Consider the following 26,407-nt stretch of genomic DNA (forward strand, 5'->3'; position numbering starts at 1 on the left):
GTGTGCAGTCATGACGGACACGTCGGCGGTGGCCAAGCTGGAGACCTGGCGCCAGCGGATCGATCGATGGATGATGATCGTTCCGTACGCGGCACTGGTCGCTTCCACGCTGGCGGCCCTCATCGCCGGCGAGTTCGTTCCGCATGCCCCGGCCGTGATCCTCATCCCGGTCGTCGCGCTGGCCGCCGCCTGGATCCTGTGGTGGGTCACGCTGCACCCGCAGTGGGCGACCGACCGGCGGCGCATGCTGATCTTCTTCGCCGGGCTCGTGGTGCTGATCTACGCGCTGGTCTTCTGCAGTTCGCTGTTCGGGTTCTTCGCCTGGACCGGGTACCTCTACGCGGCGTACGCGATGCACACCCGGGTCGGCCGGTTGGCCGGATGCACCCTGGTGGCGATCGGCACCGCGTTCGCGCAGGGCGGCGGGTGGCCGGCGCTCGCCCATCCGACGCCCCCGGGGCTGGCACTGTTCGCGCTGCTGCTGCTGTTCAACATGATGATCGCGAACGCCATGACCTTCCTGGGATCGATGACCGAGGAGCAGTCCGAGAGGCGTGCCCAGATGATCGACGAGCTGGCTCAGGCGAACCGGAAACTCGAAGAGGCCATGAAGGAGAACGCCGGCCTGCACGCCCAGTTGCTGGTCCAGGCCCGGGAGGCGGGCGTGCTGGACGAGCGGCAGCGGATGGCCGGCGAGATCCACGACGTGCTGGCGCAGGGCCTGACCGGCATCGTCACCCAGCTCGAGGCGGCGTCGGCGCGATCGGTCGACCGCGAGCGCCATCTCGACGCCGCCAAGAAACTGGCCCGCGACAGCCTCACCGAGGCGCGCCGGTCGGTGCAGGCGCTGCGCCCGCAGCCGCTGGACCACTCGGCCCTGCCGGAGGCGATCGGCGAGGTGGTCACCGGTTGGTCCCGGCTCAACGGCGTCACCGCAGATCTGATCATGACCGGTACGCCTCGGCCCCTGCTCCCGGAGATCGAGACAACCCTATTGCGTACGGCGCAGGAAGCGCTCGCCAACGTGGCCCGGCACGCGGGCGCCGGACGCGTGGCCCTGACACTGTCCTACATGGAGGACATGGTGACCTTGGACGTCCGTGACGACGGCGCCGGATTCGATCCGTCGTCGCCGCCGGAACCCGGGTACGAGGGCGGATTCGGCCTGTCCGCGATGCGGGAACGCCTGTCGCGCATCGCGGGCACGCTGGAGGTCGAGTCCGAGCCGGGCGCCGGTACCGCGTTGTCCGCCTGTGTGCCCGCGCTGGGAATCGCCGCATGATCGGCCTGCTGATCGTGGACGATCACCCGGTCGTCCGGGACGGCTTGCGCGGCATGTTCGCCGGCGACGACCGTTTCACGGTGCTGGGCGAGGCCGGCAACGGCCTGGAGGCGCTGGCGGTGGCCCGCGCCGTCGATCCCGACGTGGTGCTGCTCGACCTGCGGATGCCCGAGATGGACGGCGTGACGACGATCCGCGAGCTGCAGGCGGCGGGGTCGCGGGCGCGGATCCTGGTGCTCACCACGTACGACACCGACAGCGATGTGTTACCGGCGATCAAGGCGGGTGCGACGGGTTACCTCTTGAAGGACACGCCGCGTGCCGAGCTGTTCCGGGCCGTCGCCGCGGCGCATCGCGGCGAGTCGGTGCTGTCGCCGGCGGTGGCGGGCCGGTTGATGGGGTCGCTGCGGTCGCCCGCCAAGGAACCGTTGAGCCAGCGGGAGCTGGAGGTGCTGACGTTGGTGGCGCGCGGCAGTTCCAACCGCGAGGCGGCGGCGCAGCTGTTCATCAGCGAGGCCACGGTCAAGACCCATTTGCTGCACGCGTACGCCAAATTGGGTGTCCGGGACCGGGCGGCGGCCGTGGCGGCGGCGTTCGAGCGGGGGCTGCTCGGCTAGGCGGTCACATAAACCCAGGCCGTGTCGCCGGAGGCCAGCGGGGCGGCGATCCGCCGGTAGTCGTCGACCTCGTAGTCGTCGGCCCGGCGCAGCTCGTCGTCGGTGACCTCGAGGACGGTGCCGCTGACGACGTCGCCCACCTCCCCGGTGGCGACCAGGACCGGGTGATGCGTCAACCCGCTGACCTGAACGACGTGCGGGTCGGTGATGCGGAGCTGCTCGACGCGGAAGCCGACGATCCGGTCGTCACGGCCGGTGAGCACGCGGCCGAACGTGGCGGTCTGCACCGCGGGGTCACGCAACGTTCCGTACGAGAACAGCAACGGCATGATCCAGGAGGATAGCCCGCCGCTTCGCACCTGCCGGATGCCCGGCCAGGACGTACGATGATCGCGTTTCCTGGCCGTCGCCGGATGGAATAAGAGGGGCATGGACTGGTTCCGCGCTCATGCGATCGCCGCGGCCGCGAAGCCGTTGCCCGCGGAGAGCACCTCCGTGCGTGCGGCGGTGGGTCGCGTCCTGGCCGAGGAGATCCGGGCGGTGACCGCGGTGCCCGCCTTCGACACGGCGGCCATGGACGGATACGCGGTGGCCGGACCGGGGCCGTGGCGGCTGAGCGGGCAGTTGCTCGCCGGGCCGGCGACGCCGATGGCGCCGATGCGAAGCGGGACAGCGGTGGAGATCGCCACCGGCGCGGTGGTGCCGCCGGGTGCGGAGGCGGTCCTGCCCTACGAGGATTGCGAGTGCGGCGGGGACGTTGTCACCGGGAGTCGCGGAAGGCGCGAACACATTCGGCGTACCGGCGAGGATCTGCGGCCCGGCGAGGAGATGATCCCGGCGGGACGGATCGTGACCGCCACCGTCGCGGCGGCGGCGATTCAAGCCGGCGTCGAACTGCTGCAAGTCCATCGGGCGCCGTCGGTGACGCTGCTGGTGACCGGCAGCGAGATCATCACGCGCGGGGAGCCGGGGCCGGGGCAGGTCCGGGACAGTTTCACCGGGCTGATCGAGGCGGTCGCCGCGCGGGCGGGTGCCCGGATGGTGGCCGGGCGGCATGTGCCGGATGTGCGGGGGCGGTTGGAAGACGCTCTTGCCGGTGCGGATACCGATGTGATCGTGGTGTCGGGGTCGTCGTCGGCGGGGGCGGCCGATCACCTGCGGGCGGTTCTTGCGGGTGGGCATGCGACGTGGCACGTGAAAGGGGTTGCCTGCCGGCCGGGGCACACGCAGGCGCTGGCGGCGTTGCCGGACGGGCGGTGGGTGGTCAGCCTGCCCGGTAATCCGTATGCGGGGTTGATTGCGGCGTTGACGTTGTTGGAGCCGCTGTTGGTCGCGCTCGGCGGGCGGGCTGCCTCGGTGGGCGGCGTCGGCGGGCTCGCGGTCGGCCCGTCCGGCCCGTCCGACCCGTCCGACCCGTCCGACCCGTCCGACCCGTCCGACCCGTCCAGCCCGTCCGACCCGTCCAGCCCGTCCATTTGGACAAATACGATAAATCGTATTTGTCCGGTGACCGGCGAGGCCAAGCTGGTGCCGGGAGGGGTGCGCATCGTGCCGGTCAGCGGCATGCGGATCGTGCCGGCGCGTGGCTCGGCCAGCCTGCACACGGCCGCCGCCGCCGACGGGCTCGCCGTTCTGCCCGACGGGTGGACCGACGGGCAGCCCGCCACCGTCCTCACGATTCCTTGACCGGCTCACCCCGATACGTGCCGAACGACCACAAATTTCCCTCCGGATCGCGCGCCACGAAGTCCCGCGAACCGTAGTCCGTGTCGTACGGCGCCTTCACGATCTCGGCCCCGGCCTTGGCCGCCCGTTCGTGCAGCGCGTCGACGTCGTCGGCCACCACATACGCCCCGAACGTCCCGGGTCGCAGCGGCCACTGGTCGTCCGGATCGTCGCGCGCCGAGCCCAGCATGATGCCGCCGCCCAGCGGCCAGCCGAGCTGCGCATGCGCGACCGTGTCGCCTTCGCCGTACACGACGGTCTCCTGGAAACCGAACGCGTCGACCAGGAATCGGATCAGCGAACGCGCATCCCGCGCCCGCAACGTGGGCCACACCTGTGGTTTCGGATCAGTCATGCACCTCATCCTCACCGGGCAGACCAGCCAGCGCTTGGACGAAACCGAACTCGTCCGCCAGCCACTCCGAAGGCGCACATCCGGCGAACGCACGAAATTCCCGTACAAGGTGGGATTGGTCAGCGAAGCCATGCCCCGCCGCGATGTCCGCAAGTTTGGACGAAGGACGGATGGCCCGCCGCGCCCGATCAAACCGCGCCACCCGAGCAGCCTCCTTGGGCCGCAACCCGAGTTCGGCCCGGAACCGGTCGGTCAGATAGCGCCCGCTCCACCCGACCTCCCCGGCCACCGACGAAATCGGCACATCACCGCGGAAAAGACGCTTGACCGCGTACGCCACCTCGGGCCGCACATTCCCGCCGGCTCGCAGACCGCGCAGCAGAATCGCGTCCAGCGCCGCGAACCGTCCCGCCCACGACGGCTCGGCCCGCATCCGCTCCCGGACCGATTCCACCACCCGATCACCCAGCAGCGCGCCCACCTCGATGTCGCGATGCGCGATCTCCGCGGCGGGCAGCCCGAACAGCGCCCGGCACCCGAGCGGCCGCACCGCCACCTGCACCCCGGACTGCCGCCCCGGATGGGTGATCAGCGCGGGCGCCACATGCAGCCCGCCGATCAGCGCGTCGAACGTACCGGCCGCCTGCCGCGGATCGGGATGCGCGGCCACCACCAGCGGCTCGTCCAACGTGAAGATCAGCGTCAGGTACGGCGACGGCAGCCCGCGATGCCGTCCCGGCGCCATGCCGTGCTGCCGATACCCGGAGTAGAAGGCGACGAACGGCCGAAGCGCCGCGCAGGGTCGCGCCTGCACATACTCGTCGACCACCATGAGGTGAGCATGCCACTGATCCGGAGGTGAGACGGCTGCCGCGAGCGACCGTGATCGGCGCCGGCGTGGGCGGCCTCGCGGCGGGCCTGGCCCTGCAGCAGCGCGGCTGGGACGTGCGGATCTTCGAACGGGCGACCGCCCTGGAGAACGTCGGCGCCGCGCCCGTCTAGTCACGTGGGTACCACACGCCGCACCCTGCGTGCGTCCGAGCGAGGCGGCACAGCGTCCGAAGCCGCGTGTCCCCGCGCCGAGCCCGGTCCGGCAGCCCTCGGGACAAGCCACACCCCGTCGTTGATAAAGGGTCGCGCGGCACCGCGAACTCGCTCAGCGACAGGTAGGGCACCGCGAGCCGCATATCCGATATTTCGTGAAATAAGATCCAATCGGTTGGCCGCCCGGCTGCCGGGGCCCGCGGGGCGGCCGGCAGCGCTTCCATTCCGTGGAACTGTTCAGCTGTTTCTCGCGCCGCTCACCCTGCGATGAGTTGGCTTTTCGTGGCGGACCCGCGAGGGCGGCTGTCGCTGTGGGGAGCTGGGACGTTCCGGCCGTGGCGGGTGCCCACACCTGGGTGGGGGTGGCCGCGGTGTGGGGAGCCGCGGCCTTCCCGGCGTCGCGACTTCCCACGCCCGGGTGGGGGTGGCCGCGGTGTGGGGAGCCGCGGCCTTCCCGGCGTCGCGACTTCCCACGCCCGGGTGGGGGTGGCCGCGGTGTGGGGAGCCGCGGCCTTCCCGGCGTCGCGACTTCCCACGCCCGGGTGGGGGTGGCCGCGGTGTGGGGAGCCGCGGCCTTCCCGGCGTCGCGACTTCCCACGCCCGGAGGAGGGTCGCCACGGTGTGGGGAGCCGCGGCCTTCCCGGCGTCGCGACTCCCCACACCCGGAGGAGGGTCGCCACGGTGTGGGGAGCCACTGCCTCCCCGGCGTCGCGACTCCCCACGCCCGGGTGGGGCGCCACTGTGGGGAGCTGGGACCTGCCTGGACCTAGCGGCGTCGCCTCGCACGGGGGACTCCCGGCCGACGGAACCAGCTGAACAGTTCCATTCTGTGAGAGGCGCGCCCACCTGCTGGGACGGGCGCCCACGTTCTGGACCCGGTATCCGCGATGTGGGACTCCCGTCCATTATGGAATATCGTTTTGTCCAACAATGCGGCTTTCGCCCGGCAGCCATTTTCGGTCAGATGTGAACCTTGGAGAGTTGTGGCTCGTATGTGGGCGCAACTCTCCAAGGTCTACTGAAAGTCCACGATGTGGGCGAGATGTCCACCTAGCGGGAACGCCAGTCGCGAGTGGACCGCCGCGCGCCCGAGACGATCTCGGCAAGCCGCGGCAGTCCGGGTTGCGCGTCGAGCCGGCCATGCAGTCAGGGCGCCGAGCTCGACGCGGTTCCCGGTGCTGAGCCCGACGCGGTTCCGGGTGCTGAGCCCGACGCGGTTCCGGGTGCTGAGCCCGACGCGGTTCCGGGTGCTGAGCCCGAAGCGGTTTCCGGCGGCGAGCCCGAAGCGGTTTCCGGCGGCGAGCCCGAGGCGGTTTCCGGCGGCGAGCCCGAAGCGGTTTCCGGCGGCGAGCCCAAAGCGGTTTCCCGCGCCGAGCCCGAAGCGGTTCCGGGCGCCCAAGCCTGAGGCGGTTCGAGACGCCCGGTCGGCGGCGGTCCCTGGGCGCTCGTCAATCTTGTTGCGGCGCGGCCTAGTCGCCCAGGGCCTTGGCGAGGTCGTCGCGGAACGCGCGCTCGTTGTCGGTGACCGGCACGCCGCCCGTCGACGCCGCGCCGACCACGCTCTCGGCGATCTCCACGAGCCAGTGCTTGTACGTCTCCGCGTCCGCCGGCTGGGCCTTCCCCGCCAGCACCGCGTTGACCTCGGACACCCGGCTCAGCACGTCCAGCGCGTACCCGCCCGGGTCGCCCGGCTCGATGACCGGCGCCTCCTCGCCCAGGTCGGGGTCGGCCACCGTCTCGGCGATGGCCGCGGCGACCGCCGCCACCAGCGGGCTGGCCGAGGCGCGCGCGTCCGAGATGACATCCAGACCGGCGGCGCCCTCCGCGCGGGTCTTGCGGGTGCTGTCCGGGCTGGCGGCACTCGCCGCGGTGAGGACCGACTGCGGGAAGCCGACCAGCAGCCCCCACTCGGCGTCGGTGAAGCCCAGCATCGCGTACAGCGGATCATCCGTCATGGGGCCCGTTTATACCCCATCGCCCGCGCCTTCAGTCGCGGTACACCGGTGCGGGTGGTGCCGGCTTCGGACCCAGCGCGGAGGCCAGCCACCGATCGTAACCGCGCATCCACGAACCGTCGGCGCGGAACTTCTCCAGCACGCCGTTGACGAACCGGACCAGGTCCGGCCGGTCCTTGGCGATCCCGACCGCGGACGGCTCGTCCGAGATGGGCTCGCCGATCACCTCGGTCGTCGGGTCCTGCGCGGCCAGCCCGGCCAACAGGATGTCCACCGTCGACACCGCGTCGACCTGGCCCTGCTGGAGCATGACCAGGCAGTCCAGCGTGCTGTCGGTGCTCACCGGGATCGGTTTGGAGGGTTGCGCGACGAAGTTCGGGATGCTCGTGCTGCCCCGGGTCGCGCACACCTTGCGCCCGGCCAGGTCGGCGAAGCTCTTGATGCCGGAGCCCTTGCGCACCAGCATGCGCTGATGCGAGCCGATGTACTCGGTGGAGAACGAGATCTGCTGCCAGCGGTCGCACGTCATGGTCATCGTGCGCAGTACCAGATCCACTTCGTGTTTCTGCAGCACCGGGATGCGGTCGGCGGTCGTGATGGCCCGGAACTCGATCTTCTTGGGGTCGCCCAGCAGCGCCGCGGCGATCGCCCGGGAGATCTCCACCTCGAAGCCGACCAGGTCACCGGTGGCCGGGTCGCGGTGGCTGAACAGGTACGAGTTCTGGTCGATGCCGATCACCAGCCGGCCCCGCTTGGCGATCGTCGCCATGGTGGAGCCGGCCGGCATCCGGCCCGGTTGCGGCAACGCCGCCGGCGGTCGCAGGCTGGCGCGGGGCACGCAGTCCGGGGCCGGCGCGGCCGACGGGACCTGGGCCGGATCCTGCACGTTCAGCGGCCGCGGCACCACGCCCGTCACGTCCGAGTTGTCCGGCCGGGCGCCGGCCGAGCCGCAGCCCGCGAGCGCCAGCGCCGCGACCAGAACCAGGACTCGCATTCTCATCGGTACTCCCCGATCCGTGGCCGGAACCCCAGAAGGATCGCCGCCAGCAGGCCGATCGTGCCCACGATCAGGCCCACCGCCAGCCCGGTGACCGCCGAGCTCGCGTCGCCGGCCTGCCGATCCACCCGATCGTTGGTGGTCGCGAGCGCGCCGGTCATCGCGGTGTCGAGCTTGCCGAACGTGTCGGTCAGCGTGTCCGACCCGGTCTCGGTGGCGAGCCGGACCGCACCCAGGTAGTCGCCACCGTTGTCCGTGTCGCGCATCTTTTCGTGCAGGTCGAGCCACCGTTGGGCGTACGAGCGGGCCAATTGGATCTTTGCCTTGTCGCCGTCCGGTGCCGCGTCGAGCGCGTTGCCGAGCAGGCCGTCGAGGTTCTTGCTGACCGCCTTGTAGTCCTGCTCGTAGGCGGCGCCGCTGCCCCGCGCGATGAGCGTGAGAGCCTCGTCGGCGCGCGCCTGCAGGGCGGCCCGGTGTGCGCCGGCGAGCAGCGATGAGACCGCCGAGCCGTCCTGGTTGCCGCTCTCGACCCGCCCGCCGGCCACGCTGAGCGCCGAACTCGACCACACCAGCAGCACCACCGCGACCAGGCTGGCCGCGACCAGGCCGAGGTTCCATGTGCGGTTGGTGCGGCGGCTGAGCAGCACCTGCGCGGCCACCAGCGAGCCCAGCATGAGCAGCGACAGCAGCACCACCGTCCAGGGGAAACCCGCCGCGTTGCGCTGCGCGGCGATCAGCCGGCCCTGCGCGCTCTCGAACAACTCCTGCGCGGCCGGCAGCAGCGTCTGCCGCATCAGCGCCGAGGCCTCCCGGAAGTACGCCCCGCCGAGCGGCACCCCGAGCCGGTTGTAGGCGCGGGCGGTCTCCACCAGTCCGGTGTAGACGGACAGCTGGCCGGCGATGACCCGGAGCCGTTTCGCGTTCTCGTCGTCGGCGTCCCGCAGCGCGACGGTGACCCCGGAGCTGGCCCGCGCCACGTCGTCGAGATAGCGCTGGCGGAGACCGGCGGGCTCGACACCGTTGGCCAGGAACGCGTTCGCGGCGGTGGCGTCCGCATCGGACAGTGACCGGTAGAGATCCTGCGCCACCACGCTGAGCGGGCCGCTCACCTCGACGATGTCGGCCATCCGCGACGACCGGTATCGCTCGGTGGCGAGCCCCGCGATCCCGGCCCCGAGCCCGAGCACGACCAGGGCGGCGACCACGACACGGTAGAGGTCAGGCGTACTCAGACGACGCAAGAACGTGCCCACGCAAGCAGTGTGACGGGTGCGCGCCACATCGACGAGCGTTCACTCCAGTGCGTCGTGATAGGTGGCGAGCGGATCGTCGGTCGCGACCACGCGGAACCGGCACGCGTCGTCGCCCTGCGACATCAGCGTGGTGCGTTCGGCGCGCAACCCGCTGACCGCGGGATCCACCGCCCGCATCCAGTTGGCGTCCCAGGCGCACATCACGGTGGTCAGCGCGGGCGAGCCGTGCCGGGCGAAGTGGTCGCGGAAGAAGCACCGCTCGACCCGCATCTCGAAGGCGTCCGGGCTCTGCCGGTCGAACGCGATGTCGTAGTACGTGCCGTACAGCGGTCCCTCCTTGCGGCACGCGCGTTCGATCACGTCCAGCGGCTCCTTGCGCCGGCCGAGCGCCTCGAAGACGACCTCGAACGGCCGGCGCGCGACGGCACCGACCATGTGCCGCAGAAACAGGATCGTGCGCCGGGGGTCGTCGTCGAAAACCGGCAACAACGTCTCGTACGCGGCGAGCACCGTCGAGGTGAGCGCCAGCATGCCCGCGGACTGCGGGTCGACCGGCATGTCCTGGTCCTGCTCGGCGATCTCCTCGGCCCGCAGCCGGATGGTCTCGAGCAGCTTCACGCGATCGTCGCCGACCTCCAGGCGCAGGTAGCGGTCGATGCCGTCGAGCAGTTCCCGCGGCGCGAACCGGCCCATGAACCATCGGCCCTCGGCCGCCATCAGCTTGTCTCCCACGTACGCCATGGGGCCTCCCTCGGTCGGTTCCAGCGTGCCGCCGAGCGGGATCGGGGCGCCTCGTCCGACGCGGATGAAATCGCGGTAAGCGCCTCCGGGCAGCCACGCCACCACTACGCTCGGTGTATCCGTGTTCCGGGCGAAAGCAGACGAATCATGACGAGGATGTCTCGCCGGCGGGTGCTCGGCGTCGCCGGACTGGTTCCGGTCGCGGGACTGCTCACCGCCTGTAGTTCCGGCGGGAAGTCGTCGATGACGTTCGACAAGTCGAACTTCAGCGAGAAGACGGCGACGGTCCCGACCAGTACGGGCGAGGTCGAGGTCACGTACCGGCTGTACCGGAAGATCCCGTACGTGGCAAAGCCTGTCGACGCCGATTATCAGAGCCTGACGATCGCCGTGCCGACCAAGATCGCGGGCGCCGCGGTGGACGCCGCACAAGCACCGATTCTCTTCGAGATCCCGGTCGGCGGATACCTGTCGGCCAAGGCGGTGGACGACCCGTTCGCGAGCATGGGGGTGACCCCGCCGAGCGGTGCCCCGACCGGCGCCGGTGGCAGCGGCCCGAACGCCGCCGAGGCCCTCGCGGCCGGCTGGGTGGTCGTGCAGCCGGGCGTGCGCGGCCGCGACAACAAGACCAGCGACGGCAAGAATTTCGGCGTCGCGCCCGCCGCCATCGTCGATCTCAAGGCCGCGATCCGCTACCTCAGGGCCAACAAGGGCAGCGTCCCCGGCAACCCCGACAAGATCGTCTCGGACGGCACCAGCGCGGGCGGCGCCCTGTCCGCGCTGCTCGGCGCGTCCGCGGGCAGCGACCTGTACGCGGAATACCTCACTGAACTGGGCGCCGCCAACGCGAGCGACGCCGTCTTCGCCGTCGCGGCGTACTGTCCCGTCACCGATCTGGAGAACGCCGACAAGGCGTACGAGTTCCTCTGGGGTGATCTGCCCGGCCGCGGCATCGACAAGTCCGTCACCCGGCAACTGGCCGCCGAGTTCGCCGTCTACCAGAACGGCCTGAAGCTGACCGGCCTGGACGGGAAGACGCTCACCGCGGACCGCTACCAGGACTATCTGCTCGCGACCTACCTGGAGCCGGCGGCCGCGAAATACCTCACCGAGCTGGACTCGGCGTCGCGTACCCGATATCTGACCGCGAACCCGTGGGTCACCTGGTCCGCGGGCAAAGCGTCGTTCTCCTTCGCGGACTATCTCGAGCACCTCGGCAACCGCACCAAAGGCCAGCCCGCCTTCGACGCCTTCGACCTGAGCACCGCCGAGAACAACGAGTTCGGCGCGGCGACCGTCGATGCCCGGCACTTCACCGAGTACAGCCAGAAGCACGACAGCGGCGGCACCGGCCTGGACACCGACATCCCGCACCTGGTCAAGCTGATGAACCCGATGTACTTCCTGACCCGCAAGAGCGAGAGCCGCGCGAAGTACTGGTTCCTGCGGGCCGGCACCAGCGACACCGACACCTCGCCGACGGTGCTGGCCAACATGGCCGCGCGCATCGCCGCCTTCGGCCAGGTTGACTCCCGGATGTACTGGGACGGCGGCCACGGCGTCAACCGAGACCCGGCCAAGTTCCTGGCGTGGGCCGCGCAGATCACCGGCTACTCCACCGACTGACCCGGCCTGTCGCCCACGTCATGCGGGACCGCGGGCTCGGGCTTGATATCAACGGGTCATGCAGTGGTACGACGCGGACGACGTGACCTGAGATGTGGCCGCTGTACGCGGCGGGGTTCACGACCGCGTTCGGCGCGCACGCGATCGCCGCGAACCTCGGTGGCTTCACCTCGCTGTTGGTGCTGGGTGCGCTGCTTGCCGTGTACGACGGTGCCGAGGTGCTGCTGAAACCGGTGTTCGGCAGCCTCGCGGACCGGATCGGCGCCCGGCCGGTGCTGCTCGGCGGGCTGGTCGCGTTCGCGCTGGCCTCCGCCGTGTACGTGGTGGCGGACAGCCCCGGCTGGCTATGGGTCGCCCGGTCCGGCCAGGGCGTGGCCGCCTCGGCGTTCTCCCCGGCGGCGTCCGCCCTGGTGGCGCGCCTGAACCCGGCCGCGAAACGGGGGCGGGCGTTCGGCTCGTACGGCTTCTACAAATCGATCGGCTACACCCTGGGCCCGCTGCTGGGCGGCGTGCTCGTGTGGGCCGGTGGCCTGCGCCTGCTGTTCGTGGTGCTCACCGCCCTGGGCGCGGCCGTCGCTCTCTGGGCGCTGCTGGCCGTGCCCGCCGTCCCGCCGCTGCCCCGGGCCCGGCAGACGATCCTCGACCTGGCCCGCCGGGTGACCGACCCGGCCTTCCTGGGCCCGACCGCCGCCCTGGCCGCGGCGACCGCGGCGTTGTCGGTCGGCGTGGGCTTCCTGCCGGTCTCGGGCCGCGCCGCCGGGCTGGACCCGATCGCCACCGGTGCCGCCGTGTCGGTGCTGGCCGCGTGCGCCGCGCTGGTGCAGCCGTGGGCCGGGCGGGCCTTGGACAACAAGCGTCTGACCACGCGTGCCGGCCTGACCGCGGGCCTGGTGCTCACCGCGCTGGGCCTGGCCGCCGCGACGCTGCCCGGGCTGGTCGGGGTGCTGGCCGGTGCCGCCCTGATCGGCATCGGCACCGGTGTGATCACTCCGCTGGGGTTCGCGGCGCTGGCCGCGAGCACGCCGGCGGCTCGGCTGGGCCAGACGATGGGTGCCGCGGAGCTGGGCCGCGAACTGGGCGACGCGGGTGGCCCGCTGCTGGTCGCCGCCATCGCCGCGGCGACCTCCCTCAGCCTGGGCTTCGCGGTGCTGGCCACCCTGATCGCGATCGGCGCGACCGTCGCCATCCGGGTACGTGATCACTCGAACGAGGGGTGATCGTCGCCGACGTGGACGGTTCGACGGGTCGGGACGTTTCCTATGCAACCTATTCAAAACTGACTTAGGGGACATAGTTGGACGCCATTGACCCTCTTCTCGGCGCGCTGGTGGCGCAGCTGATGAACCTCGTCGTGATGTGGCTGCGTGACCTGGACGGCGAACGGTGTCTCGACGTGCGCATCACCTGGCGCACGGGCCGTCGCGACCGGCGGTGACCACGGAACGAGAGCCGGACTTCGAGGCCTTCTACCGGAGTCGCTTCGCCGGGCTCGTCGCGTCGGGCCTCGCGCGCGGGCTCAACCGCCAGGAGGCGGAGGACGACGCGCAGGACGCCATGGTTCACCTCTATCAGAATTGGGCGGCGCTGCACCCGCGGGCCCGCGGCAGGTACGCGCGGACGGCAACGGTCCACAACACCGTCGATCGGTTCCGCAGGGCGACCCGGTGGCGCAAGTGGATCGCCGAGGTGGCGCCGCGCGTGCGGGTCGCCGAGGAGGACTCGTCCGGCCATGCCGGAGCGCTCGACCTGCTCCGGCGCCGGCTGACCGGACCGCAGCTCAAAGTCATGTTCCTCCTGTACGCGGGACTGAGCGTCGCGGACATCGCCGGGTACCTCGAGCTCAGTCCCTCGACCGTGCGGTCACATGTGCACAACGCCCGGAAGGCCCTGAAGGAGGACGACCATGGCTGATCGGCCGCTGGAACTCACGCCCGAGGAACGCGCTCTCTTCGAGCGTGCGGAGACGGAGGCCTGCGGGGCGCTGTCGTTCGATCTCGAGGCCGGGCTGGCCGATGTGCGTGCGCGTGCGCACGCCGCGGGTCGCCCGTTCGTGCCGCGCCAGCGCTCCGGTTCCGGGTCGGTCACCCGGCTCCGAATCGGAGCTGTCGCCACGATCGTGGCCGCGTTGGCCGCGGCCACCGGCCTTCAGCTGACGGCACCCGAGGATGCCGAGCCGCCGCAACTCGCCGCGCGGCCCCCGTCGGCGGCGCCGCTGACCCGTGACCGCGACCGTGCCACGGCTGTTGCGACGTCGCGGCCGCCGTCACCGCGTCGCACGGCCGACTCGGCCACTCCGCGGCACCCGGTCCCACGCACAAAGCCCGCTCCACCAACGGAACCGGTCCCCGGGCCGCCGCGGGTCACCACCAAGCCTGCCCCGCCGGTGGCCGCGACCCCGGCTCCGAGCATCAGCACCGCTCCGGGGCCGTTCCGCGTGCGCTATCCGGCGACCTGGCTGACCGTTTTGCTCGACGACGCCGAGCCGCAGACCCTGAATCTGGCCCAGCCGAAGATCGTCGACGACGGCCCGGTCCGGATCACCACCAGCCCGACCGGCGATCCGGTGCTGAGTAATACCGCCGGGGTGCTGGCGGCGACGATCCCCACCGACGACGTGGCGCCGGTCGACTGCGCCGCGGCCATCGAGGACACCGAGGACGGTGAGAAGCTGCTCGATCTGCGCGACGACCGCTCGTACTGCCTGATGACGCCGCCCGTCGGTGAGGAGCCGCAGACCCTGGTACGCGTCGACGTCGAGCGGCCCGACGACGGCGGCGGCGAGATAAGGCTGTGCCTGACTGCCTGGGAAGCGACCTCATGAACCCCGGCCTGTTTCGGTTTCTTTCGTTTCGGCATGATAGAGTTTCGATTCAGCAGGCAAACGAAACTGAACCGGAAGCAAGCGGGAGGGGTTCCGATGCCCGTACGGCTCGCACTCGTGGGATGTGGCCGGATCGCGCAGGTCGCGCATCTCCCGGCCATCGAAAACGCAGACGGGGTGGAACTCGTCGCGGTCGCCGACCCGAGCGAAGCGGTCGCCGCCGCCGTCGCCCGGCGCTACGACATCCCGGCCGCCTACACCGATCATCACGACGCCTTCCGAGACGCGGACGCGGTCGTGGTGGCCGCTCCCGACCGGTTCCATCACGCGATCGCGACCGACGCGCTGCGCGCCGGCAAGCACGTCCTGGTCGAGAAGCCGCTCACCTCGACCGCCGCGGAGGCCGAGTCGCTGGCCGCGCTGGTCGACGAGACCGGGCTGGTGCTTCAGGTCGGCGCGATGAAACGCCACGACCAGGGCATGCAGTTCGCGCACCGGTTCGTGGCCGAGCGGCTGGGGCAGCCGCGCAGCTTCACCGCGTGGTATCGCATCGGCGATCTGCGGCCCGGCATCGAGGCGACGCTGTTCCCGCGCGTGTACGCCGACGAGCAGGCCCGCACGACCGAGGCCGCGTTCAAGGCCGACCGCCGGCGCTACTTATTGGCCACGCACGGCGCGCACTTCTTCGACACCATTCGCTATCTGCTCGGCGACGTCACCGGGGTGATCGCGAAACACCGGCAGGACGGCCGCGACCAGACGTGGCAGCTGCTGCTGACCTTGGCGTCCGGCGTCATCGGCACGGTGAGCATCACGGTCGACGTCCCCGGCGTGCCCACCGAGGGTCTGGAGGTCTTCGGCTCGGACGCCTCGGTGCGCATCGACACGCCGTTCCCGTTCTACCGCTTGGCATCCAACGTCCAGGCCTACACGAACGGCGAGACCGTCTCGCCCGTCCGCACCGACGGCAACGCGTACGAGCGGCAGATCGAGGCCTTCGCCCAGGCCGTCCGGGGAGACGTCCGGCCGACCCCCGACGTGCGGGACGGGCTCCAGGCCGTACGCCTCATCGAAGCCACCGCCGCGGCTGTCGAGAGTGGCACGGAGGTGAAGCTGTGATCGCGGACCGGCTCGGCATCTTCGCGCGGACGTTCGTGCGCGACAGCCCCGACCAGGTGGCCGCCGAGGTGGCGAAAGCCGGCTACCCGCTCGCGCACTGGAACTTCGCGGCGATCGGCCTGCCGACGCTGGCCACCGCCGTGGACGAGAGCGTCTTCCTCGACGTGCGCCGCGCGTTCACGGCCGCGCGCGCCGGCATCCCGAGCATCTCCGCCACCTATAACGTCATCCACCCCGACGCCGTCCTGCGAGCCCGGCAGACGCGGGACGCGGTGCGGCTGATCGGTCTCGCCCCGCTGCTCGGCGCCGACGTGGTCACGCTTTGCACCGGCACCCGCGATCCGCTGAACATGTGGCGCGCCCACCCCGGCAACGACGACCCGGACGCCTGGTCCGACCTGCGATACACGCTGGATCCGCTGCTCACGGCCGCCGCGATCACCGGCGTACGCCTCGGGGTCGAACCCGAACCGGGCAACGTGATCCGCGACGCGCCCACGGCCGCGCGGCTGCTCAAGGAGCTGGGCGACGACGCCCCGATCGGCATCGTCCTCGACCCGGCGAACCTGCTGACCCCGCAGACCGTCAGCCGGCAGGATGAGATCATCGGCGAGGCGATCGACCTGCTCGGCGACCGCGTCATCGGGGCGCAGGCCAAGGACGTCGTGGCCGAGGGGTATTCGGCCGCCGGAGCCGGGCTGATGAACTATCCGGCACTGCTCAGCCAGCTCGACCGGGTCGCTCCGGTCCCGCTGATCGTGCAGGACGCGTCCGAATCGGACGCCGCCCGGGTGCGCACCGACCTGATCCGCTGGGCCGAGCGATGATGAGCGTCCTGCTGCTGCACGGGCTCGGCGGCGACCGGCGTCAGGCGCTGAGTCTGCTCCCGGAGGCCTACGCCGCTACGCGGATCGCCCCTGACCTGCCCGGCCACGGCTCGACCGATCTGATCCCGGGTGAGCCGATCACCTTCGCCGCGTTCGCGGCCCGGGCGGCATCGCAGCTCGACGGGCCGGTGGCGGTGGCCGGGGTCTCGATGGGTGCCGGCGTCGCCCTGGCGCTGGCGGCCGCCCGGCCCGACCTCGTCACGAAGCTCATTCTGGTGCGCCCGTCGTGGCTGCTCGACACGCCACCGCCGCACCTGGAGCCGTTTCTGACCATCGCGCGGATCCTGACCACGCGCGGCGTCGACGCGGACGCGTTCCGGGCCACCGCCGTGTACCAGCGGATCGCCGAGCAGGCGCCGGCGATGGCGCAGTCGCTGCTGGGCCAGTTCACCCGCCCGTGCGCGGTCGAGCGTGCCCGGGTGCTTGCCGAGATGCCGTTCAGCCTGCCGCTGGCGGGGGTCGAGGCGTACCGGAAGCTGGGTGGTGACGTCACGATCGTGGCGGCGCCGCAGGACCCGGTGCACCCGGAATGGCTGGCGCGCGAGATGCGGGCGCTGATCCCCGGCGCGCGCCTGGTCATGGTGCCGCGCAAGCTGCCGGACCCGGCCGAGCACCAGGCGGCGGTGCGGGAAGCGGTGGTCGACGCACTTGAACACTAAACTTCCCGGCATGTCACAGCCGGGCCCGGTCTTCGCCGAGGAGAGGCGCCAGCGGATCCTCGAGACCGTCACAGCAAAGGGCCGGGTCCGCATGTCCGACCTCGTCGAGATGTTCGGGGTGACCGAGCCGACGATCCGCAAGGACCTCAGCGACCTGCACAATCGCCGGCTGCTGCGCCGCACCCACGGCGGGGCGATCGCCGTCGAGTCCCGTCTCGAGCAGACGCTGCACGACCGCGGCGAACTGCACCGCGGCGCGAAGCAGAAGATCGCCGAGGCGTGCCGGGCCGAGATCGCCCGTGGCGAGTCGGTCTACCTGGACTCGGGCACGACCGTGCAGGCCATCGCCGAGAGGCTCGAACCGGCCGACCTCAACATCCTCACCAACGCGCTCGGCGTCGCCAACGCGGTGGCCGGGCGCGAAGGGCTGCGGCACACGCTGCTGGGCGGTTCGGTGCGGCCGCTCGGGGGTTCGCTGGTCGGTCCGGTGGCGCTGGAGACGCTGGCCCGGTTCACCGTGGACGTCGCGTTCATCGGCGCCAGCGGCCTGACCGAGGACGGCATCAGCGTCGCCGACGTGACCGAGGCCCAGATCAAGCAGTCGGTGATCGACCGCGCCCGCCGCGTCATCGTGCCGATGGACAGCAGCAAGTTCGGCACGGCCGACTTCGTGAGCGTGTGCGGCCTGGACCGCGTCGACCTGCTCATCACCGAGCGCCTCCCCGACGACGTGGCACGGTGGTGCCGGAGGCATGGCGTCGAGGTGCGCGAGACCCGGTGAACGAAAGGAAAACCGCCCCGGAGGATTCCGGGGCGGTTCCGCGTTGCTGAACTGAACTAGCCGACCGCGACGGTCCAGGCGAGCTGGGCGTCGACGACAGTGGTCTGGCCGGAAGCCAGCGCGACGATCTCGGCGGCGTCCTGGCTGTGCTCCCCGGCGCTGAAGCGCACCTGGTAGCGGCCCGGCACCAACCGGCCGGCGAAGTCGTACGAGCCGTCCGCGCCGGTGACCGTGCCCAACTCGGCGGTGGTGTCCACGTTCATGACGCTGACCGTCACCCCGGTGGCCGGCGCCCCCGCGGCGTCGGTCACCCGGCCGGAGATCCCGGCGGCCGCGATCGCCCGGTCCGTGATCTTCACGGTGGCACCGGAGCGAACGAAGAAATTGGTGGCTTCGGACGAGTTGAACGTGTGCGGCACATACTCGGTGATCGCGCCCGCCGCGTAGCTGACGACGAACGTCTGGTTCGGCTGGACGGCGATCCGGAACGTGCCGTCGGCCGCCGTGCTGCCGGTGGTCTCGGTGGCGGTGTTCACGTTGCTGATGCGGACGGCCGCGTTCGCGGCGGGCTTTCCGTCCGCGGTGAAGAACCGGCCGGCGATGGTGCCGGCGGCCGTGACCTTGCTGTTGGCCACCGTGTCGTGGTGCGCCCGCACCCGGTAGCTGCCGGCCTGGGCCGGATCGGTGACGCGGCCCGGCGCCCACTCCGACCAGCCGCCCATGCCGATCTGGAGCTGATAGGTCCCGGCCTTCAGCCCGGCCATGCGGAACCGGCCGTGGGCGTCGGTCGCCAGGGCCTGGATCGGGTCGCCGGACGGGGTGAGGTACGCGGAGACGATGGCGTCCCGGACAACCGCACCGCGGGTGTCCCGAACGACGCCGGAAAGACTGCCGGTCGCCTCGCCGGCGAAAGCGGGAGCGGCCGCGGTGGTGGCGGCGGCGACCCCGGCGAGCGCGGCGGCCAGGACGGTCCGGCGGAGAACACGCGATGACTGCATTTGGTTTCCCTTCGGGTTGTGAGGTCTGGCGAGGACGCTATCCGCGCCGCAAACCCAGCAGGGACAACCGATTCGAGCGTGGCACGAACCCGGGGTGTCCAAACCCGACAGTAAATCGCGGCAACCTTTTGGGCGATGAGCAGTCGGTGTTCCAGCACGACCGGGACCGACAGGGTCTGGTAGCCGATCTCGTCGAAGAGGACGGTCCTTCTCGTGGCCCATCACCGTGCCGGCGCCCCCGGCGGCGGGCGGCGGGCGCTATTTCTTACGGCCGAACATGCGGCGGATCGCCCACAGCAGGATCAGTGCCGCGAGCGCGACCCCGAGCAGTCGTACGGCGTCGATTTGCGACCAGTCGACCCCGGAGCCGGCGGCGATGACGGTAGGCACGGAACGCATCGTATCGGGCGCAGGCTAATAGAAAGGTTTGTTGACTAAAGACTGAACGGGTGTGACCATGGACCGGCACAACGGGGGGCGCGCTCCCACGAGCGCGCGTGACGTCACCGGAGGTACGGGGGCCCATGCCTAACCAGGGAGAACTGCCGGAGCTGGCAGCGGCGGTGCTGCAGCCGGGATTCGTCGGGACGACCGCGCCGGACTGGGTGCGCCGGTGGCTTGGGGACGGCCTCGGTGGCGTCGCACTGTTCGCTCGTAACGTCGAGTCACCGGCTCAGGTGGCCGCGCTGACCGCGCAACTGCGTGCCGAACGGCCCGACGTGATCGTGGCGATCGACGAGGAGGCCGGGGACGTCACCCGCCTGGAGTCGCGGCACGGCAGCTCGCGTCCCGGCAACCTGGCGCTCGGCGCGATCGACGACCCGCAGCTCACCGAGGCGGTGGCCCGCGACCTGGGCACCGACCTGGCGAACGCGGGCATCACGCTGAACTACGCGCCGGACACCGACGTCAACAGCAACCCCGACAACCCGATCATCGGCGTACGCGCGTTCGGCGCCGACGCCCAGCTGGTCGCGCGCCATTCCGCGGCGTTCGTGCGGGGCCTGCAGGACGCCGGCGTGGCCGCCTGTGCCAAGCATTTCCCGGGTCACGGCGACACCGCTGTCGACTCGCACCACGACGTGCCGCTGATCGACCGCGACCGCGCCCAGCTCGAGGCCGTCGAACTGCTGCCGTTCCGGGCCGCGATCGCCGCCGGCGTACGGGCCGTGATGACCGGGCACCTGCTGGTACCGGCGTTCGATCCGGAGCTTCCGGCGACGCTGAGCCGGCGTGTCCTCACCGGTCTGCTGCGCGAGGAACTGGCGTACGACGGCCTGATCGTCACCGACGCCATCGAGATGCAGGGCGTGCGCCGCACCTACGGGCTGGGCGGCGCGACGGTGCGCGCGCTTGCGGCCGGGGCGGACGCGATCTGCGTGGGCGGCGAGCACGCCGACGAACAGACCGCGATCGTGGTGCGCGATGCCATCGTCCGCGCGGTCCGGGACGGCGAACTTGCCGAGGACCGGCTGCGCGACGCGGCGGCCCGGGTCCGGCGGCTCGGCGAGTGGACCACCCGCGTGCAGACCGCCACCGGCGCGCGGCAGCTCGCCGACCCGGTGATCGGTCCGTCGAAGGTCGGCTTCGAGGCGGCCCGCCGCGCGGTGCGGGTGACCCGGCACGACGCCGGCGTCGCGTTGCCGCTCGCGCAGCCGCCGCACGTCATCGAGTTCGCACCGGCGCGCAACATCGCGATCGGCGCCGAGACGCCGTGGGGCGTGGGCGCCCCGCTCGACGACCTGATGCCCGGCACCACCTCGGACCGGCTGACCGCGGACGACCTCGGCGGACTCCCGGCCGCGCTGGCCCGCGCGGCGAACCGGCCGCTCGTGCTGGTCGCCCGCGACGTGCACCGGCACGCCTGGCTGGCCGAGGCGCTCGACCGGGTCCTGCGAGCCCGCCCGGACGCGATCGTGGTCGAGATGGGTGTCCCGGTGACGGTGCTGGGCGGGGTGCACATCGCGACCTTCGGGGCGACCCGGGCCTGCGGTCAGGCCGCCGCCGAGCTCATCGCGGGCACCTCGGTGCCGGCGCCACAGCCGCTGGCGGCGTGACTAGTCGACGATGATGTCGGCGTACTCGTCGGGGTGCTTCTCGTGCCACGCCGCGAAGTAGGGGCAGACCAGCTTCGCCTTGGCGCCGTCCGCGCGCAGCAGATCCAGGGTGCGCCGCACCAGCACCGAGGCCAGGCCTTTGCCGCGGAACTGCTCCTCGACCTCGCTGTGGACGATCACCACGAGGCCGTCGCGCAGGCGATAGTCGGCGCGCCCGGCGTACTCGCCGTCGACGAGCAGTTCGAAGCGGCTGTGCCCGGGAACGTCGCGTACATCGATGTCGCTCACGTCGCCAGCTTAGGCGGGCGCCGGACGCGTGCTCACCGATGGTGTTCAACCCCACCCGAGTTACGGGTGGGTTTACGAAAAGTCGGGCCGGGACATTCAAAGGGCATGTCCACCGCCACCACGAACGTCAAATACACCGTTTCGCGGGCCGCCGACAGTAAGCCGCTGGAGTGGCTGGCCCGGGCCGGCTTCGTCGGGTACGGCATCCTCCACCTCCTCTTCGCCTGGATCGCGCTGCAGGTCGCGTTCGGCGGCTCCAACCAGGAGACCGACCAGTCCGGCGCGCTGCGCACGATGGCCGGCAACGGCTGGGGCAGGTTCCTGGTGATCGCGATCGGGGTCGGCCTGGTCGGGATGGCGGTCTGGCAGCTGTTCGAGGCCGCCATCGGCGAGAGCGGCTTGACCAACCGCCGGGCGATCTTCGAACGCGTCGTCTCGGCCGGGCGGGCCATCCTGTACGGCTACCTGGCGTACACGGCGTGGAAGGTGTTCCAGGGTGCCAGCCCCTCGATGGCCGACAACCAGGAAAGCAAGTCCGCCGGTCTGATGGCGTCCGCGGGCGGCCGCTGGTGGGTCGGTCTGATCGGATTGGTCGTCGCCGGCGTCGGCATCGGTATTTTCGTGTACGGATTGCGGCAGAAGTTCGTGAAGCACCTGAAGACGCAGGAAATGGCGACATCGGTGCGTAAATCAACTATCCGTCTCGGTATGACCGGATACATGGCGAAAGGTGTGGCTTATACGATCGCGGGTATCCTTTTCGTGGCCGCCGCCGTCACCTATGACGCGGACAAGGCTCGCGGATTGGACGCCGCGCTCAAGACCCTCGCTTCCGAGTCGTACGGCGTTTGGCTGCTGGTTCTGATAGCTGTCGGCATCGCCGCATTCGGAATCTATTGCTTCGCGCAGGCCAAGTACCGGAAAGTGTGAGCTAACTCCGACCTCGGTGGGAGAGGGTTGCTAACACCGGCGGCAAGGGCAAGCTTGGCGCCGGTCCAGCAATCGCCCACGGAGGAGAAAGCTCGTGCGGGCCGTCATGACCGCTCTGCTCGTCATCGTCGTTTCCACCGGGACCGCGATCGTGGTCGTCGAGGCTCTGCACTGGGGTGTCAGCCGCTTCGGCCGCCGTTCCCCGCTCGCCGCCGACCTGGCCCGAACAGCGCATTACCCGTTCCTGGCGACCGTCACGATCTTCACGGTCCAGCAGTCGACCAGGGCCGCCGCCGGTGACTTCGACGCCCGCCGCGGCGTCATGCACGTCCTGGTGATCTTGTCGATCGCCGCGTTCGCCTGGCTGGTCGCGGCCCTGGTGCTGGTGCTCGAGGACTACGCGCTGAGCCGCTGGCGTACCGACGTGCCGGACAACCTGAAACGGCGCCGCTTCAAGACGCAGGTGGTGATCCTGCGGCGGGTCTCGGTCGCGGCCATCGTGATCATCACGGTCGGGATCATCCTGATGACCATCCCGGGGATCCGCGCGCTGGGCGCCAGCCTGCTCGCCTCGACCGCCCTGATCAGCGTGGTGGCCGCGCTCGCCGCCCAGAGCACGCTGGGCAACGTCTTCGCCGGGCTGCAGCTCGCCTTCTCCGACGCCGTCCGGGTGGACGACGTGGTGGTCGTCGAGGGGGAGTGGGGCCGGATCGAGGAGCTCACCCTCACCTACGTCGCGGTGCAGATCTGGGACGACCGCCGGCTGCTGCTGCCGACGTCGTACTTCACCACCAAACCCTTCCAGAACTGGACCCGTACGGGCTCCGCGGTGCTCGGGACCGCCGAGATCGACGTCGACTGGTCCGTTCCGGTGGAGGCGCTCCGCAAGGAGCTGCGCGAGGTGTGCGTGGGGTCGGAGCTGTGGGACGGCCGGGTCTGCGTGCTCCAGGTGACCGACGCGGTGGGCGGCAACATCCGGCTCCGCGCGCTGGTCAGTGCCGCCGACGCGCCCGCCCTGTGGGATTTGCGTTGCCTGGTGCGCGAGCGACTGGTGGCCTACGTATGGGAACACCACCAGGACGCCATCCCGCGTACGCGTGCCGACATCTCGACGGTGGCGCCGGCGCTCGACCGGGACGGTCACTCCCCGGTGCGACCGGTCCCGCTCTCGGGTGACGACCGGGTGTTCTCGGGGGGCAACGATGGGAAAGCACGTGGCGAGGCATTCGCCGGTCCGGACGATCAGGTGCCGGTTCCGGCGAAGCACTGACGCCAATGTCTGGAACAGGATTGACTCCAAGGTGATCAGGGCATAAACCGGGACACGAAAGGGGGGCCGCGATGGCCGATGTTCGGAAACCGGACGGTGTCGTACGGCCGGCGGGTGAGCAGTCCACTGCCGAGTTGGTCCATCTCGCCAGCGAGCAGGTCTCCCGCCTGGTGCGCAGCGAGATAGCCCTCGCCAAGCTGGAGCTCTCCGAGAAAGGCAAGCACGCCGGAATCGGAATCGGCATGTTCGGCGGGGCCGGCGTGTTCGCGTTCTACGGCGTCGGCGCCGGCATCGCGACGGCGATCATCGCGCTGGCCCTGGTGCTGGATCTCTGGCTGTCCGCGTTGATCGTGACGGCCGCGCTGTTCCTCCTCGCCGGGCTGCTCGCCCTGATCGGCAAGGTCCAGGTGTCCAAGGCGACCAAGAACCCGCCGACGGCCACGGAGAGCGTCAAGGCCGATGTCGACGAGGTCAAGCACGCGGTGGCGAGGGAGCGTAACCACGCATGAGCGAGAACAACGGGACGCCCCGGAAACCGAGCATCGAGGAGATCCGGGCCGAGATCAAGTTGACCCGGGCCGAGCTGGGTGAGACCGTGCAGGCCCTCGCCGCCAAGGCCGACGTCAAGGCGCGCGCCCGCGAGCAGGTGGAGCAGACGCGGGACCGGGTGAAGATGCAGGCGGCCGACGCCGCCGACCGGTGGCGCAACCGGCTGCGTGGCGTGACCGAGCCCGCCGACGGATCCGAGGTGCGGGCCGGCGGCGTGCCGGTGTCGCTGATCGTGGCCGGCGTGGTCGCGCTGGCCGGAATCATTCTGATCGTGCGAGGGAGGCGACGGTGAGCGGCGTGCTGGGCAAGGTCGCCTACAAGCCGGTGGGGCTGCTGCTCGGGATCGGCGCGGGGGCCATCGCCGGCTTCGCGTTCAAGAAGATCTGGAAGGCCGCGGCCGGCGACGACGACGCACCGAACGCGACCGATGAGGACCGCGGCTGGGGCGAGGTGCTCGCGGCCGCCGCGTTGCAAGGCGTCATCTTCTCTGTCGTGAAGGCGGCCGTCGATCGGAGTGGTGCCGTCGGCGTACGAAAGTTGACGGGTCAATGGCCTAACTGAAAGTTGGTTAACGGTTCAAGGTCTCCCACATCGCGAGAGCGAAGTGGGGGGCCTTTTCCGTATCCGCGGACGTTTATTCGATTGGCTCGAGGGGGCAGCTTTCAGGGCGGTTTTTCAGGTACAGTGTGCCCAGTTTTTGCGTACGTGGTTCGCTGCGGGACGTCCTCTGCAAGGCCGCCTCAATCGGCGCCGCTGCTCGAAAACGGTCATCGGCCCGGGATTCACAGGGTCGGCATTTCCAGAGGGAGAGTTCAGTATGGCGCAAGGAACCGTGAAGTGGTTCAACGCAGACAAGGGATTCGGCTTCATCACCGTTGACGGCGGGGGTGCTGACGTGTTCGTCCACTTCTCGGCCATCCAGATGAGCGGCTACCGCAGTCTGGAGGAGAACCAGCGGGTCGAGTTCGAGATCGCCCAAGGCCAGAAGGGCCCGCAGGCGGAGCAGGTTCGCCCGCTCTGAGACCACCGGGTCGGTCGCGAGGCCGGCTGCCGATCGCCTGGCGGAGATCGGCAAGATTGAGAAGCCCCCGCACGTTCAATGCGGGGGCTTTGTCTTGCCTTAGGACCTCTTGGATTTGCTGCGGCGGCGGACGCCTAGAACGATCAAAATGAGGCCGACCAGGGCGACTATCGGCCCGATCACCGACCAGATCGAGGCGCCGCTCATCTTGCTGCCGGACAGCACGTCCATGCCCTGCAGTGTCCACAAGGCACCGAGGAAGACGAAAAGGATGCCCAGCGCCATCGACAGCCACCCGGTCAGGGGGCGCGGCGGCGGGGCGTCGACCGGCGGCCCGCCCAGGCCGTTGCGGGAGGCGGGCTCCGCCGGCGTTCCATCATGTGGGACGGGGGCGCCGGCCCCCGAGGCGCCGCTGCCGGGCACCTCGGGGAAGGCGGATGTCGGTTCATTCACCATCTGTTGTGTACCTGCGGGCGGATCAGCTCGTCGTAGACGTTCCGGACCTCGGCGAGGGTCTCCTCGGAGAGCGGCGCCAGGTCGGCGGCCGCCGCGTTCGCCCGCGCCTGCTCCGGGTTCCGGGCGCCGGGGATGGTCACCGTGACGCCGGGCTGGTCGAGAATCCAGCGCAGCGCGAACTGGGCCATCGTGGCGCCGTCCGGAACCAGGGGCCGCAGCCGGCGTACGGCCTCGAGCCCGACCTGGAAGTCCACACCGGAGAAGGTCTCGCCGACGTCGAAGGACTCGCCGTGCCGGTTGAAGTTGCGGTGGTCGTCCGCGGCGAACGTGGTGTGCTCGTCGTAGCGGCCGGAGAGCAGGCCGCTGGCCAAGGGCACCCGGGCGATGATCCCGATGCCGGCCTGCCGGGCCGTGGGCAGCACCTGCTCGAGCGGCTTGAGCCGGAACGCGTTGAAGATGATCTGCACGCTGGCCAGGCCGGGGCGGGCCATCGCGGCGAGTGCCTCGTCGACCCGTTCGACGCTGACCCCGTACGCCCGGATCCGCTTCTCCTGCACCAGCGTGTCGAGCGCGTCGTAGGTCGCCTGGTTCGAGAACACCGGCGTCGGCGGGCAGTGCAGCTGCACCAGGTCGAGCATCTCGACGCCCAGGTTGGCGCGGGACCGGTCGGTCCACGCGCGGAAGTTGTCCAGCGTGTAGTTGCCCGGGACCTGCGCGACCCGGCGCCCCATCTTGGTGGCGACGGTGATCTGCGGCTTGTCCTTGATGAACGAGCCGATGATCTGCTCGCTGCGGCCGTCGCCGTACGCGTCGGCGGTGTCGATGAACGTGACGCCGGCGTCGACCGCGGCCTGGAGGGTGGCGTGCGCGTCCGCCTCGCTCACCTCACCCCAGTCGGCGCCCAACTGCCAGGCGCCTAAGCCGATCGCTCCGACCGTCCGTCCCATCCTGCTGAAACTGCGATTCTCCACGGCGA

Annotated in this window: 33 protein-coding genes; 21 read left to right on the forward strand and 12 right to left on the reverse strand. The window is 70.7% G+C overall.

The window, feature by feature from the left end; translation table 11 throughout:
- Positions 1–10: 10 nt before the first annotated feature.
- Positions 11–1,282: a sensor histidine kinase gene (locus HH310_RS09245; RefSeq protein WP_169175012.1), complete on the forward strand. Its 1,272-nt coding sequence runs from the start codon at positions 11–13 to the stop codon at positions 1,280–1,282.
- Complete coding sequence (locus HH310_RS09250) at positions 1,279–1,899, forward strand: response regulator transcription factor (RefSeq protein ID WP_169175013.1); 621 nt, start codon at positions 1,279–1,281, stop codon at positions 1,897–1,899. Before HH310_RS09245 ends, HH310_RS09250 begins: the two co-directional genes overlap by 4 nt.
- Here the strand turns inward: HH310_RS09250 and HH310_RS09255 are convergent.
- Positions 1,896–2,228, reverse strand: coding sequence for a gamma-glutamylcyclotransferase family protein (locus HH310_RS09255; protein ID WP_169175014.1), 333 nt, complete (start codon positions 2,226–2,228; stop codon positions 1,896–1,898). The two genes, HH310_RS09250 and HH310_RS09255, sit on opposite strands and share 4 nt — an antisense overlap.
- A gap of 100 nt (positions 2,229–2,328) precedes the next feature.
- Here HH310_RS09255 and HH310_RS09260 point away from each other — a divergent pair, with 100 nt between their 5' ends.
- Positions 2,329–3,585 (forward strand): molybdopterin molybdotransferase MoeA, encoded by a 1,257-nt coding sequence (locus tag HH310_RS09260; protein ID WP_169175015.1) that lies wholly within the window; start codon positions 2,329–2,331, stop codon positions 3,583–3,585.
- On the opposite strand, the gene HH310_RS09265 is transcribed toward HH310_RS09260, so the two are convergent.
- Both HH310_RS09265 and HH310_RS09270 read right to left on the reverse strand, forming a co-directional pair.
- Positions 3,572–3,979 (reverse strand): VOC family protein, encoded by a 408-nt coding sequence (locus HH310_RS09265; protein WP_169175016.1) that lies wholly within the window; start codon positions 3,977–3,979, stop codon positions 3,572–3,574. The two genes, HH310_RS09260 and HH310_RS09265, sit on opposite strands and share 14 nt — an antisense overlap.
- Positions 3,972–4,811: a helix-turn-helix transcriptional regulator gene (locus HH310_RS09270; protein ID WP_169175017.1), complete on the reverse strand. Its 840-nt coding sequence runs from the start codon at positions 4,809–4,811 to the stop codon at positions 3,972–3,974. The genes HH310_RS09265 and HH310_RS09270 overlap by 8 nt, the downstream gene beginning before the upstream one ends.
- 26 nt (positions 4,812–4,837) lie before the next feature.
- Here HH310_RS09270 and HH310_RS09275 point away from each other — a divergent pair, with 26 nt between their 5' ends.
- Together HH310_RS09275 and HH310_RS09280 are read left to right on the forward strand one after the other, a co-directional pair.
- Positions 4,838–4,981 carry an NAD(P)-binding protein gene (locus HH310_RS09275; protein ID WP_312033930.1) on the forward strand — a complete coding sequence of 48 codons (144 nt, stop codon included), beginning with the start codon at positions 4,838–4,840 and terminating at the stop codon, positions 4,979–4,981.
- A 1,114-nt stretch (positions 4,982–6,095) separates the two neighbouring features.
- The gene (locus tag HH310_RS09280) at positions 6,096–6,428 is read left to right on the forward strand and encodes a hypothetical protein (RefSeq protein ID WP_169175018.1); all 333 of its coding nucleotides are present in this window, start codon (positions 6,096–6,098) and stop codon (positions 6,426–6,428) included.
- Positions 6,429–6,492: 64 nt separating this feature from the next.
- Here HH310_RS09280 and HH310_RS09285 read toward each other — a convergent pair whose 3' ends face one another.
- The 4 genes from HH310_RS09285 to HH310_RS09300 are packed head-to-tail and all read right to left on the reverse strand — an operon-like array spanning position 6,493 to position 9,969.
- Positions 6,493–6,978 (reverse strand): hypothetical protein, encoded by a 486-nt coding sequence (locus tag HH310_RS09285; protein ID WP_169175019.1) that lies wholly within the window; start codon positions 6,976–6,978, stop codon positions 6,493–6,495.
- A gap of 31 nt (positions 6,979–7,009) precedes the next feature.
- The gene (locus tag HH310_RS09290; RefSeq protein ID WP_169175020.1) at positions 7,010–7,978 is read right to left on the reverse strand and encodes a glutamate ABC transporter substrate-binding protein; all 969 of its coding nucleotides are present in this window, start codon (positions 7,976–7,978) and stop codon (positions 7,010–7,012) included.
- A complete protein-coding gene (locus tag HH310_RS09295) occupies positions 7,975–9,228 on the reverse strand; it encodes a hypothetical protein (RefSeq protein ID WP_169175021.1) in 1,254 nt (417 codons plus the stop codon). Before HH310_RS09295 ends, HH310_RS09290 begins: the two co-directional genes overlap by 4 nt.
- Before the next feature lie 39 nt (positions 9,229–9,267).
- Complete coding sequence (locus HH310_RS09300) at positions 9,268–9,969, reverse strand: L-2-amino-thiazoline-4-carboxylic acid hydrolase (protein WP_169175022.1); 702 nt, start codon at positions 9,967–9,969, stop codon at positions 9,268–9,270.
- Positions 9,970–10,116: 147 nt separating this feature from the next.
- Between HH310_RS09300 and HH310_RS09305 the strand changes: the two genes are divergently transcribed.
- The 9 genes from HH310_RS09305 to HH310_RS09345 all read left to right on the forward strand — a co-directional run bounded on the left by HH310_RS09305 (position 10,117) and on the right by HH310_RS09345 (position 17,862).
- Positions 10,117–11,595 carry a subtype B tannase gene (locus tag HH310_RS09305; protein WP_211191916.1) on the forward strand — a complete coding sequence of 493 codons (1,479 nt, stop codon included), beginning with the start codon at positions 10,117–10,119 and terminating at the stop codon, positions 11,593–11,595.
- 92 nt (positions 11,596–11,687) lie between these two features.
- Positions 11,688–12,812 (forward strand): MFS transporter, encoded by a 1,125-nt coding sequence (locus HH310_RS09310; RefSeq protein ID WP_169175023.1) that lies wholly within the window; start codon positions 11,688–11,690, stop codon positions 12,810–12,812.
- A 77-nt stretch (positions 12,813–12,889) separates the two neighbouring features.
- Positions 12,890–13,030 carry a hypothetical protein gene (locus HH310_RS09315; protein WP_169175024.1) on the forward strand — a complete coding sequence of 47 codons (141 nt, stop codon included), beginning with the start codon at positions 12,890–12,892 and terminating at the stop codon, positions 13,028–13,030.
- A complete protein-coding gene (locus tag HH310_RS44745) occupies positions 13,027–13,506 on the forward strand; it encodes an RNA polymerase sigma factor (protein ID WP_169175025.1) in 480 nt (159 codons plus the stop codon). The genes HH310_RS09315 and HH310_RS44745 overlap by 4 nt, the downstream gene beginning before the upstream one ends.
- A complete protein-coding gene (locus HH310_RS09325; protein WP_169175026.1) occupies positions 13,499–14,416 on the forward strand; it encodes a hypothetical protein in 918 nt (305 codons plus the stop codon). The genes HH310_RS44745 and HH310_RS09325 overlap by 8 nt, the downstream gene beginning before the upstream one ends.
- A 96-nt stretch (positions 14,417–14,512) precedes the next feature.
- Positions 14,513–15,535, forward strand: coding sequence for a Gfo/Idh/MocA family protein (locus tag HH310_RS09330; RefSeq protein WP_169175027.1), 1,023 nt, complete (start codon positions 14,513–14,515; stop codon positions 15,533–15,535).
- The gene (locus tag HH310_RS09335; protein WP_169175028.1) at positions 15,532–16,362 is read left to right on the forward strand and encodes a sugar phosphate isomerase/epimerase; all 831 of its coding nucleotides are present in this window, start codon (positions 15,532–15,534) and stop codon (positions 16,360–16,362) included. Before HH310_RS09330 ends, HH310_RS09335 begins: the two co-directional genes overlap by 4 nt.
- A complete protein-coding gene (locus tag HH310_RS09340; protein WP_169175029.1) occupies positions 16,362–17,081 on the forward strand; it encodes an alpha/beta fold hydrolase in 720 nt (239 codons plus the stop codon). Before HH310_RS09335 ends, HH310_RS09340 begins: the two co-directional genes overlap by 1 nt.
- 10 nt (positions 17,082–17,091) lie before the next feature.
- On the forward strand, positions 17,092–17,862 hold the full coding sequence (locus HH310_RS09345) for a DeoR/GlpR family DNA-binding transcription regulator (RefSeq protein WP_169175030.1): 771 nt from the start codon (positions 17,092–17,094) through the stop codon (positions 17,860–17,862).
- Positions 17,863–17,918: 56 nt separating this feature from the next.
- On the opposite strand, the gene HH310_RS09350 is transcribed toward HH310_RS09345, so the two are convergent.
- Positions 17,919–18,860, reverse strand: a complete 942-nt coding sequence (locus HH310_RS09350) for a carboxypeptidase-like regulatory domain-containing protein (protein WP_169175031.1) — start codon at positions 18,858–18,860, stop codon at positions 17,919–17,921.
- 258 nt (positions 18,861–19,118) lie between these two features.
- Complete coding sequence (locus HH310_RS44750; protein WP_282438435.1) at positions 19,119–19,250, reverse strand: hypothetical protein; 132 nt, start codon at positions 19,248–19,250, stop codon at positions 19,119–19,121.
- A gap of 134 nt (positions 19,251–19,384) precedes the next feature.
- Here HH310_RS44750 and HH310_RS09355 point away from each other — a divergent pair, with 134 nt between their 5' ends.
- Positions 19,385–20,917, forward strand: coding sequence for a glycoside hydrolase family 3 protein (locus HH310_RS09355; protein ID WP_169175032.1), 1,533 nt, complete (start codon positions 19,385–19,387; stop codon positions 20,915–20,917).
- Here HH310_RS09355 and HH310_RS09360 read toward each other — a convergent pair whose 3' ends face one another.
- Positions 20,918–21,205 carry a GNAT family N-acetyltransferase gene (locus HH310_RS09360; RefSeq protein ID WP_169175033.1) on the reverse strand — a complete coding sequence of 96 codons (288 nt, stop codon included), beginning with the start codon at positions 21,203–21,205 and terminating at the stop codon, positions 20,918–20,920.
- 105 nt (positions 21,206–21,310) lie between these two features.
- Here HH310_RS09360 and HH310_RS09365 point away from each other — a divergent pair, with 105 nt between their 5' ends.
- The 6 genes from HH310_RS09365 to HH310_RS09390 all read left to right on the forward strand — a co-directional run bounded on the left by HH310_RS09365 (position 21,311) and on the right by HH310_RS09390 (position 24,975).
- Positions 21,311–22,135 (forward strand): DUF1206 domain-containing protein, encoded by an 825-nt coding sequence (locus HH310_RS09365; RefSeq protein WP_169175034.1) that lies wholly within the window; start codon positions 21,311–21,313, stop codon positions 22,133–22,135.
- 94 nt (positions 22,136–22,229) lie between these two features.
- Positions 22,230–23,405: a mechanosensitive ion channel family protein gene (locus tag HH310_RS09370; RefSeq protein ID WP_312033931.1), complete on the forward strand. Its 1,176-nt coding sequence runs from the start codon at positions 22,230–22,232 to the stop codon at positions 23,403–23,405.
- Positions 23,406–23,476: 71 nt separating this feature from the next.
- Entirely contained in the window at positions 23,477–23,914 is a 438-nt protein-coding gene (locus HH310_RS09375) for a phage holin family protein (RefSeq protein ID WP_169175035.1), read from the forward strand.
- Positions 23,911–24,246, forward strand: a complete 336-nt coding sequence (locus tag HH310_RS09380) for a DUF3618 domain-containing protein (RefSeq protein WP_169175036.1) — start codon at positions 23,911–23,913, stop codon at positions 24,244–24,246. The genes HH310_RS09375 and HH310_RS09380 overlap by 4 nt, the downstream gene beginning before the upstream one ends.
- Entirely contained in the window at positions 24,243–24,515 is a 273-nt protein-coding gene (locus HH310_RS09385; protein WP_169175037.1) for a DUF4235 domain-containing protein, read from the forward strand. Before HH310_RS09380 ends, HH310_RS09385 begins: the two co-directional genes overlap by 4 nt.
- Before the next feature lie 256 nt (positions 24,516–24,771).
- Complete coding sequence (locus tag HH310_RS09390) at positions 24,772–24,975, forward strand: cold-shock protein (protein WP_030440218.1); 204 nt, start codon at positions 24,772–24,774, stop codon at positions 24,973–24,975.
- Positions 24,976–25,074: 99 nt separating this feature from the next.
- Here the strand turns inward: HH310_RS09390 and HH310_RS45755 are convergent, their stop codons facing one another.
- Both HH310_RS45755 and HH310_RS09400 read right to left on the reverse strand, forming a co-directional pair.
- Positions 25,075–25,428 carry a hypothetical protein gene (locus tag HH310_RS45755; RefSeq protein WP_396027500.1) on the reverse strand — a complete coding sequence of 118 codons (354 nt, stop codon included), beginning with the start codon at positions 25,426–25,428 and terminating at the stop codon, positions 25,075–25,077.
- Entirely contained in the window at positions 25,425–26,402 is a 978-nt protein-coding gene (locus HH310_RS09400) for an aldo/keto reductase (protein WP_169175038.1), read from the reverse strand. The genes HH310_RS45755 and HH310_RS09400 overlap by 4 nt, the downstream gene beginning before the upstream one ends.
- Positions 26,403–26,407: the final 5 nt, after the last annotated feature.

This window comes from Actinoplanes sp. TBRC 11911 (assembly GCF_012933445.1).
Classification (GTDB): Bacteria; Actinomycetota; Actinomycetes; order Mycobacteriales; family Micromonosporaceae; genus Actinoplanes.

What these genes read in the sequence shown, in the direction of transcription:
- HH310_RS09260 (WP_169175015.1), top strand. Translation starts at nt 2,329, where the DNA reads ATGGACTGGTTCCGCGCTCATGCGATCGCCGCGGCCGCGAAGCCGTTG.
- HH310_RS09345 (WP_169175030.1), top strand. Translation starts at nt 17,092, where the DNA reads ATGTCACAGCCGGGCCCGGTCTTCGCCGAGGAGAGGCGCCAGCGGATC.
- HH310_RS09380 (WP_169175036.1), top strand. Translation starts at nt 23,911, where the DNA reads ATGAGCGAGAACAACGGGACGCCCCGGAAACCGAGCATCGAGGAGATC.
- HH310_RS09390 (WP_030440218.1), top strand. Translation starts at nt 24,772, where the DNA reads ATGGCGCAAGGAACCGTGAAGTGGTTCAACGCAGACAAGGGATTCGGC.
- HH310_RS09290 (WP_169175020.1), bottom strand. Translation starts at nt 7,978, where the DNA reads ATGAGAATGCGAGTCCTGGTTCTGGTCGCGGCGCTGGCGCTCGCGGGC.
- HH310_RS09310 (WP_169175023.1), top strand. Translation starts at nt 11,688, where the DNA reads ATGTGGCCGCTGTACGCGGCGGGGTTCACGACCGCGTTCGGCGCGCAC.
- HH310_RS09350 (WP_169175031.1), bottom strand. Translation starts at nt 18,860, where the DNA reads ATGCAGTCATCGCGTGTTCTCCGCCGGACCGTCCTGGCCGCCGCGCTC.
- HH310_RS09340 (WP_169175029.1), top strand. Translation starts at nt 16,362, where the DNA reads ATGAGCGTCCTGCTGCTGCACGGGCTCGGCGGCGACCGGCGTCAGGCG.
- HH310_RS09355 (WP_169175032.1), top strand. Translation starts at nt 19,385, where the DNA reads ATGCCTAACCAGGGAGAACTGCCGGAGCTGGCAGCGGCGGTGCTGCAG.
- HH310_RS09265 (WP_169175016.1), bottom strand. Translation starts at nt 3,979, where the DNA reads ATGACTGATCCGAAACCACAGGTGTGGCCCACGTTGCGGGCGCGGGAT.
- HH310_RS09325 (WP_169175026.1), top strand. Translation starts at nt 13,499, where the DNA reads ATGGCTGATCGGCCGCTGGAACTCACGCCCGAGGAACGCGCTCTCTTC.
- HH310_RS09255 (WP_169175014.1), bottom strand. Translation starts at nt 2,228, where the DNA reads ATGCCGTTGCTGTTCTCGTACGGAACGTTGCGTGACCCCGCGGTGCAG.
- HH310_RS09365 (WP_169175034.1), top strand. Translation starts at nt 21,311, where the DNA reads ATGTCCACCGCCACCACGAACGTCAAATACACCGTTTCGCGGGCCGCC.
- HH310_RS09375 (WP_169175035.1), top strand. Translation starts at nt 23,477, where the DNA reads ATGGCCGATGTTCGGAAACCGGACGGTGTCGTACGGCCGGCGGGTGAG.
- HH310_RS09305 (WP_211191916.1), top strand. Translation starts at nt 10,117, where the DNA reads ATGACGAGGATGTCTCGCCGGCGGGTGCTCGGCGTCGCCGGACTGGTT.
- HH310_RS09330 (WP_169175027.1), top strand. Translation starts at nt 14,513, where the DNA reads ATGCCCGTACGGCTCGCACTCGTGGGATGTGGCCGGATCGCGCAGGTC.
- HH310_RS09270 (WP_169175017.1), bottom strand. Translation starts at nt 4,811, where the DNA reads ATGGTGGTCGACGAGTATGTGCAGGCGCGACCCTGCGCGGCGCTTCGG.
- HH310_RS09285 (WP_169175019.1), bottom strand. Translation starts at nt 6,978, where the DNA reads ATGACGGATGATCCGCTGTACGCGATGCTGGGCTTCACCGACGCCGAG.
- HH310_RS09245 (WP_169175012.1), top strand. Translation starts at nt 11, where the DNA reads ATGACGGACACGTCGGCGGTGGCCAAGCTGGAGACCTGGCGCCAGCGG.
- HH310_RS09300 (WP_169175022.1), bottom strand. Translation starts at nt 9,969, where the DNA reads ATGGCGTACGTGGGAGACAAGCTGATGGCGGCCGAGGGCCGATGGTTC.
- HH310_RS09250 (WP_169175013.1), top strand. Translation starts at nt 1,279, where the DNA reads ATGATCGGCCTGCTGATCGTGGACGATCACCCGGTCGTCCGGGACGGC.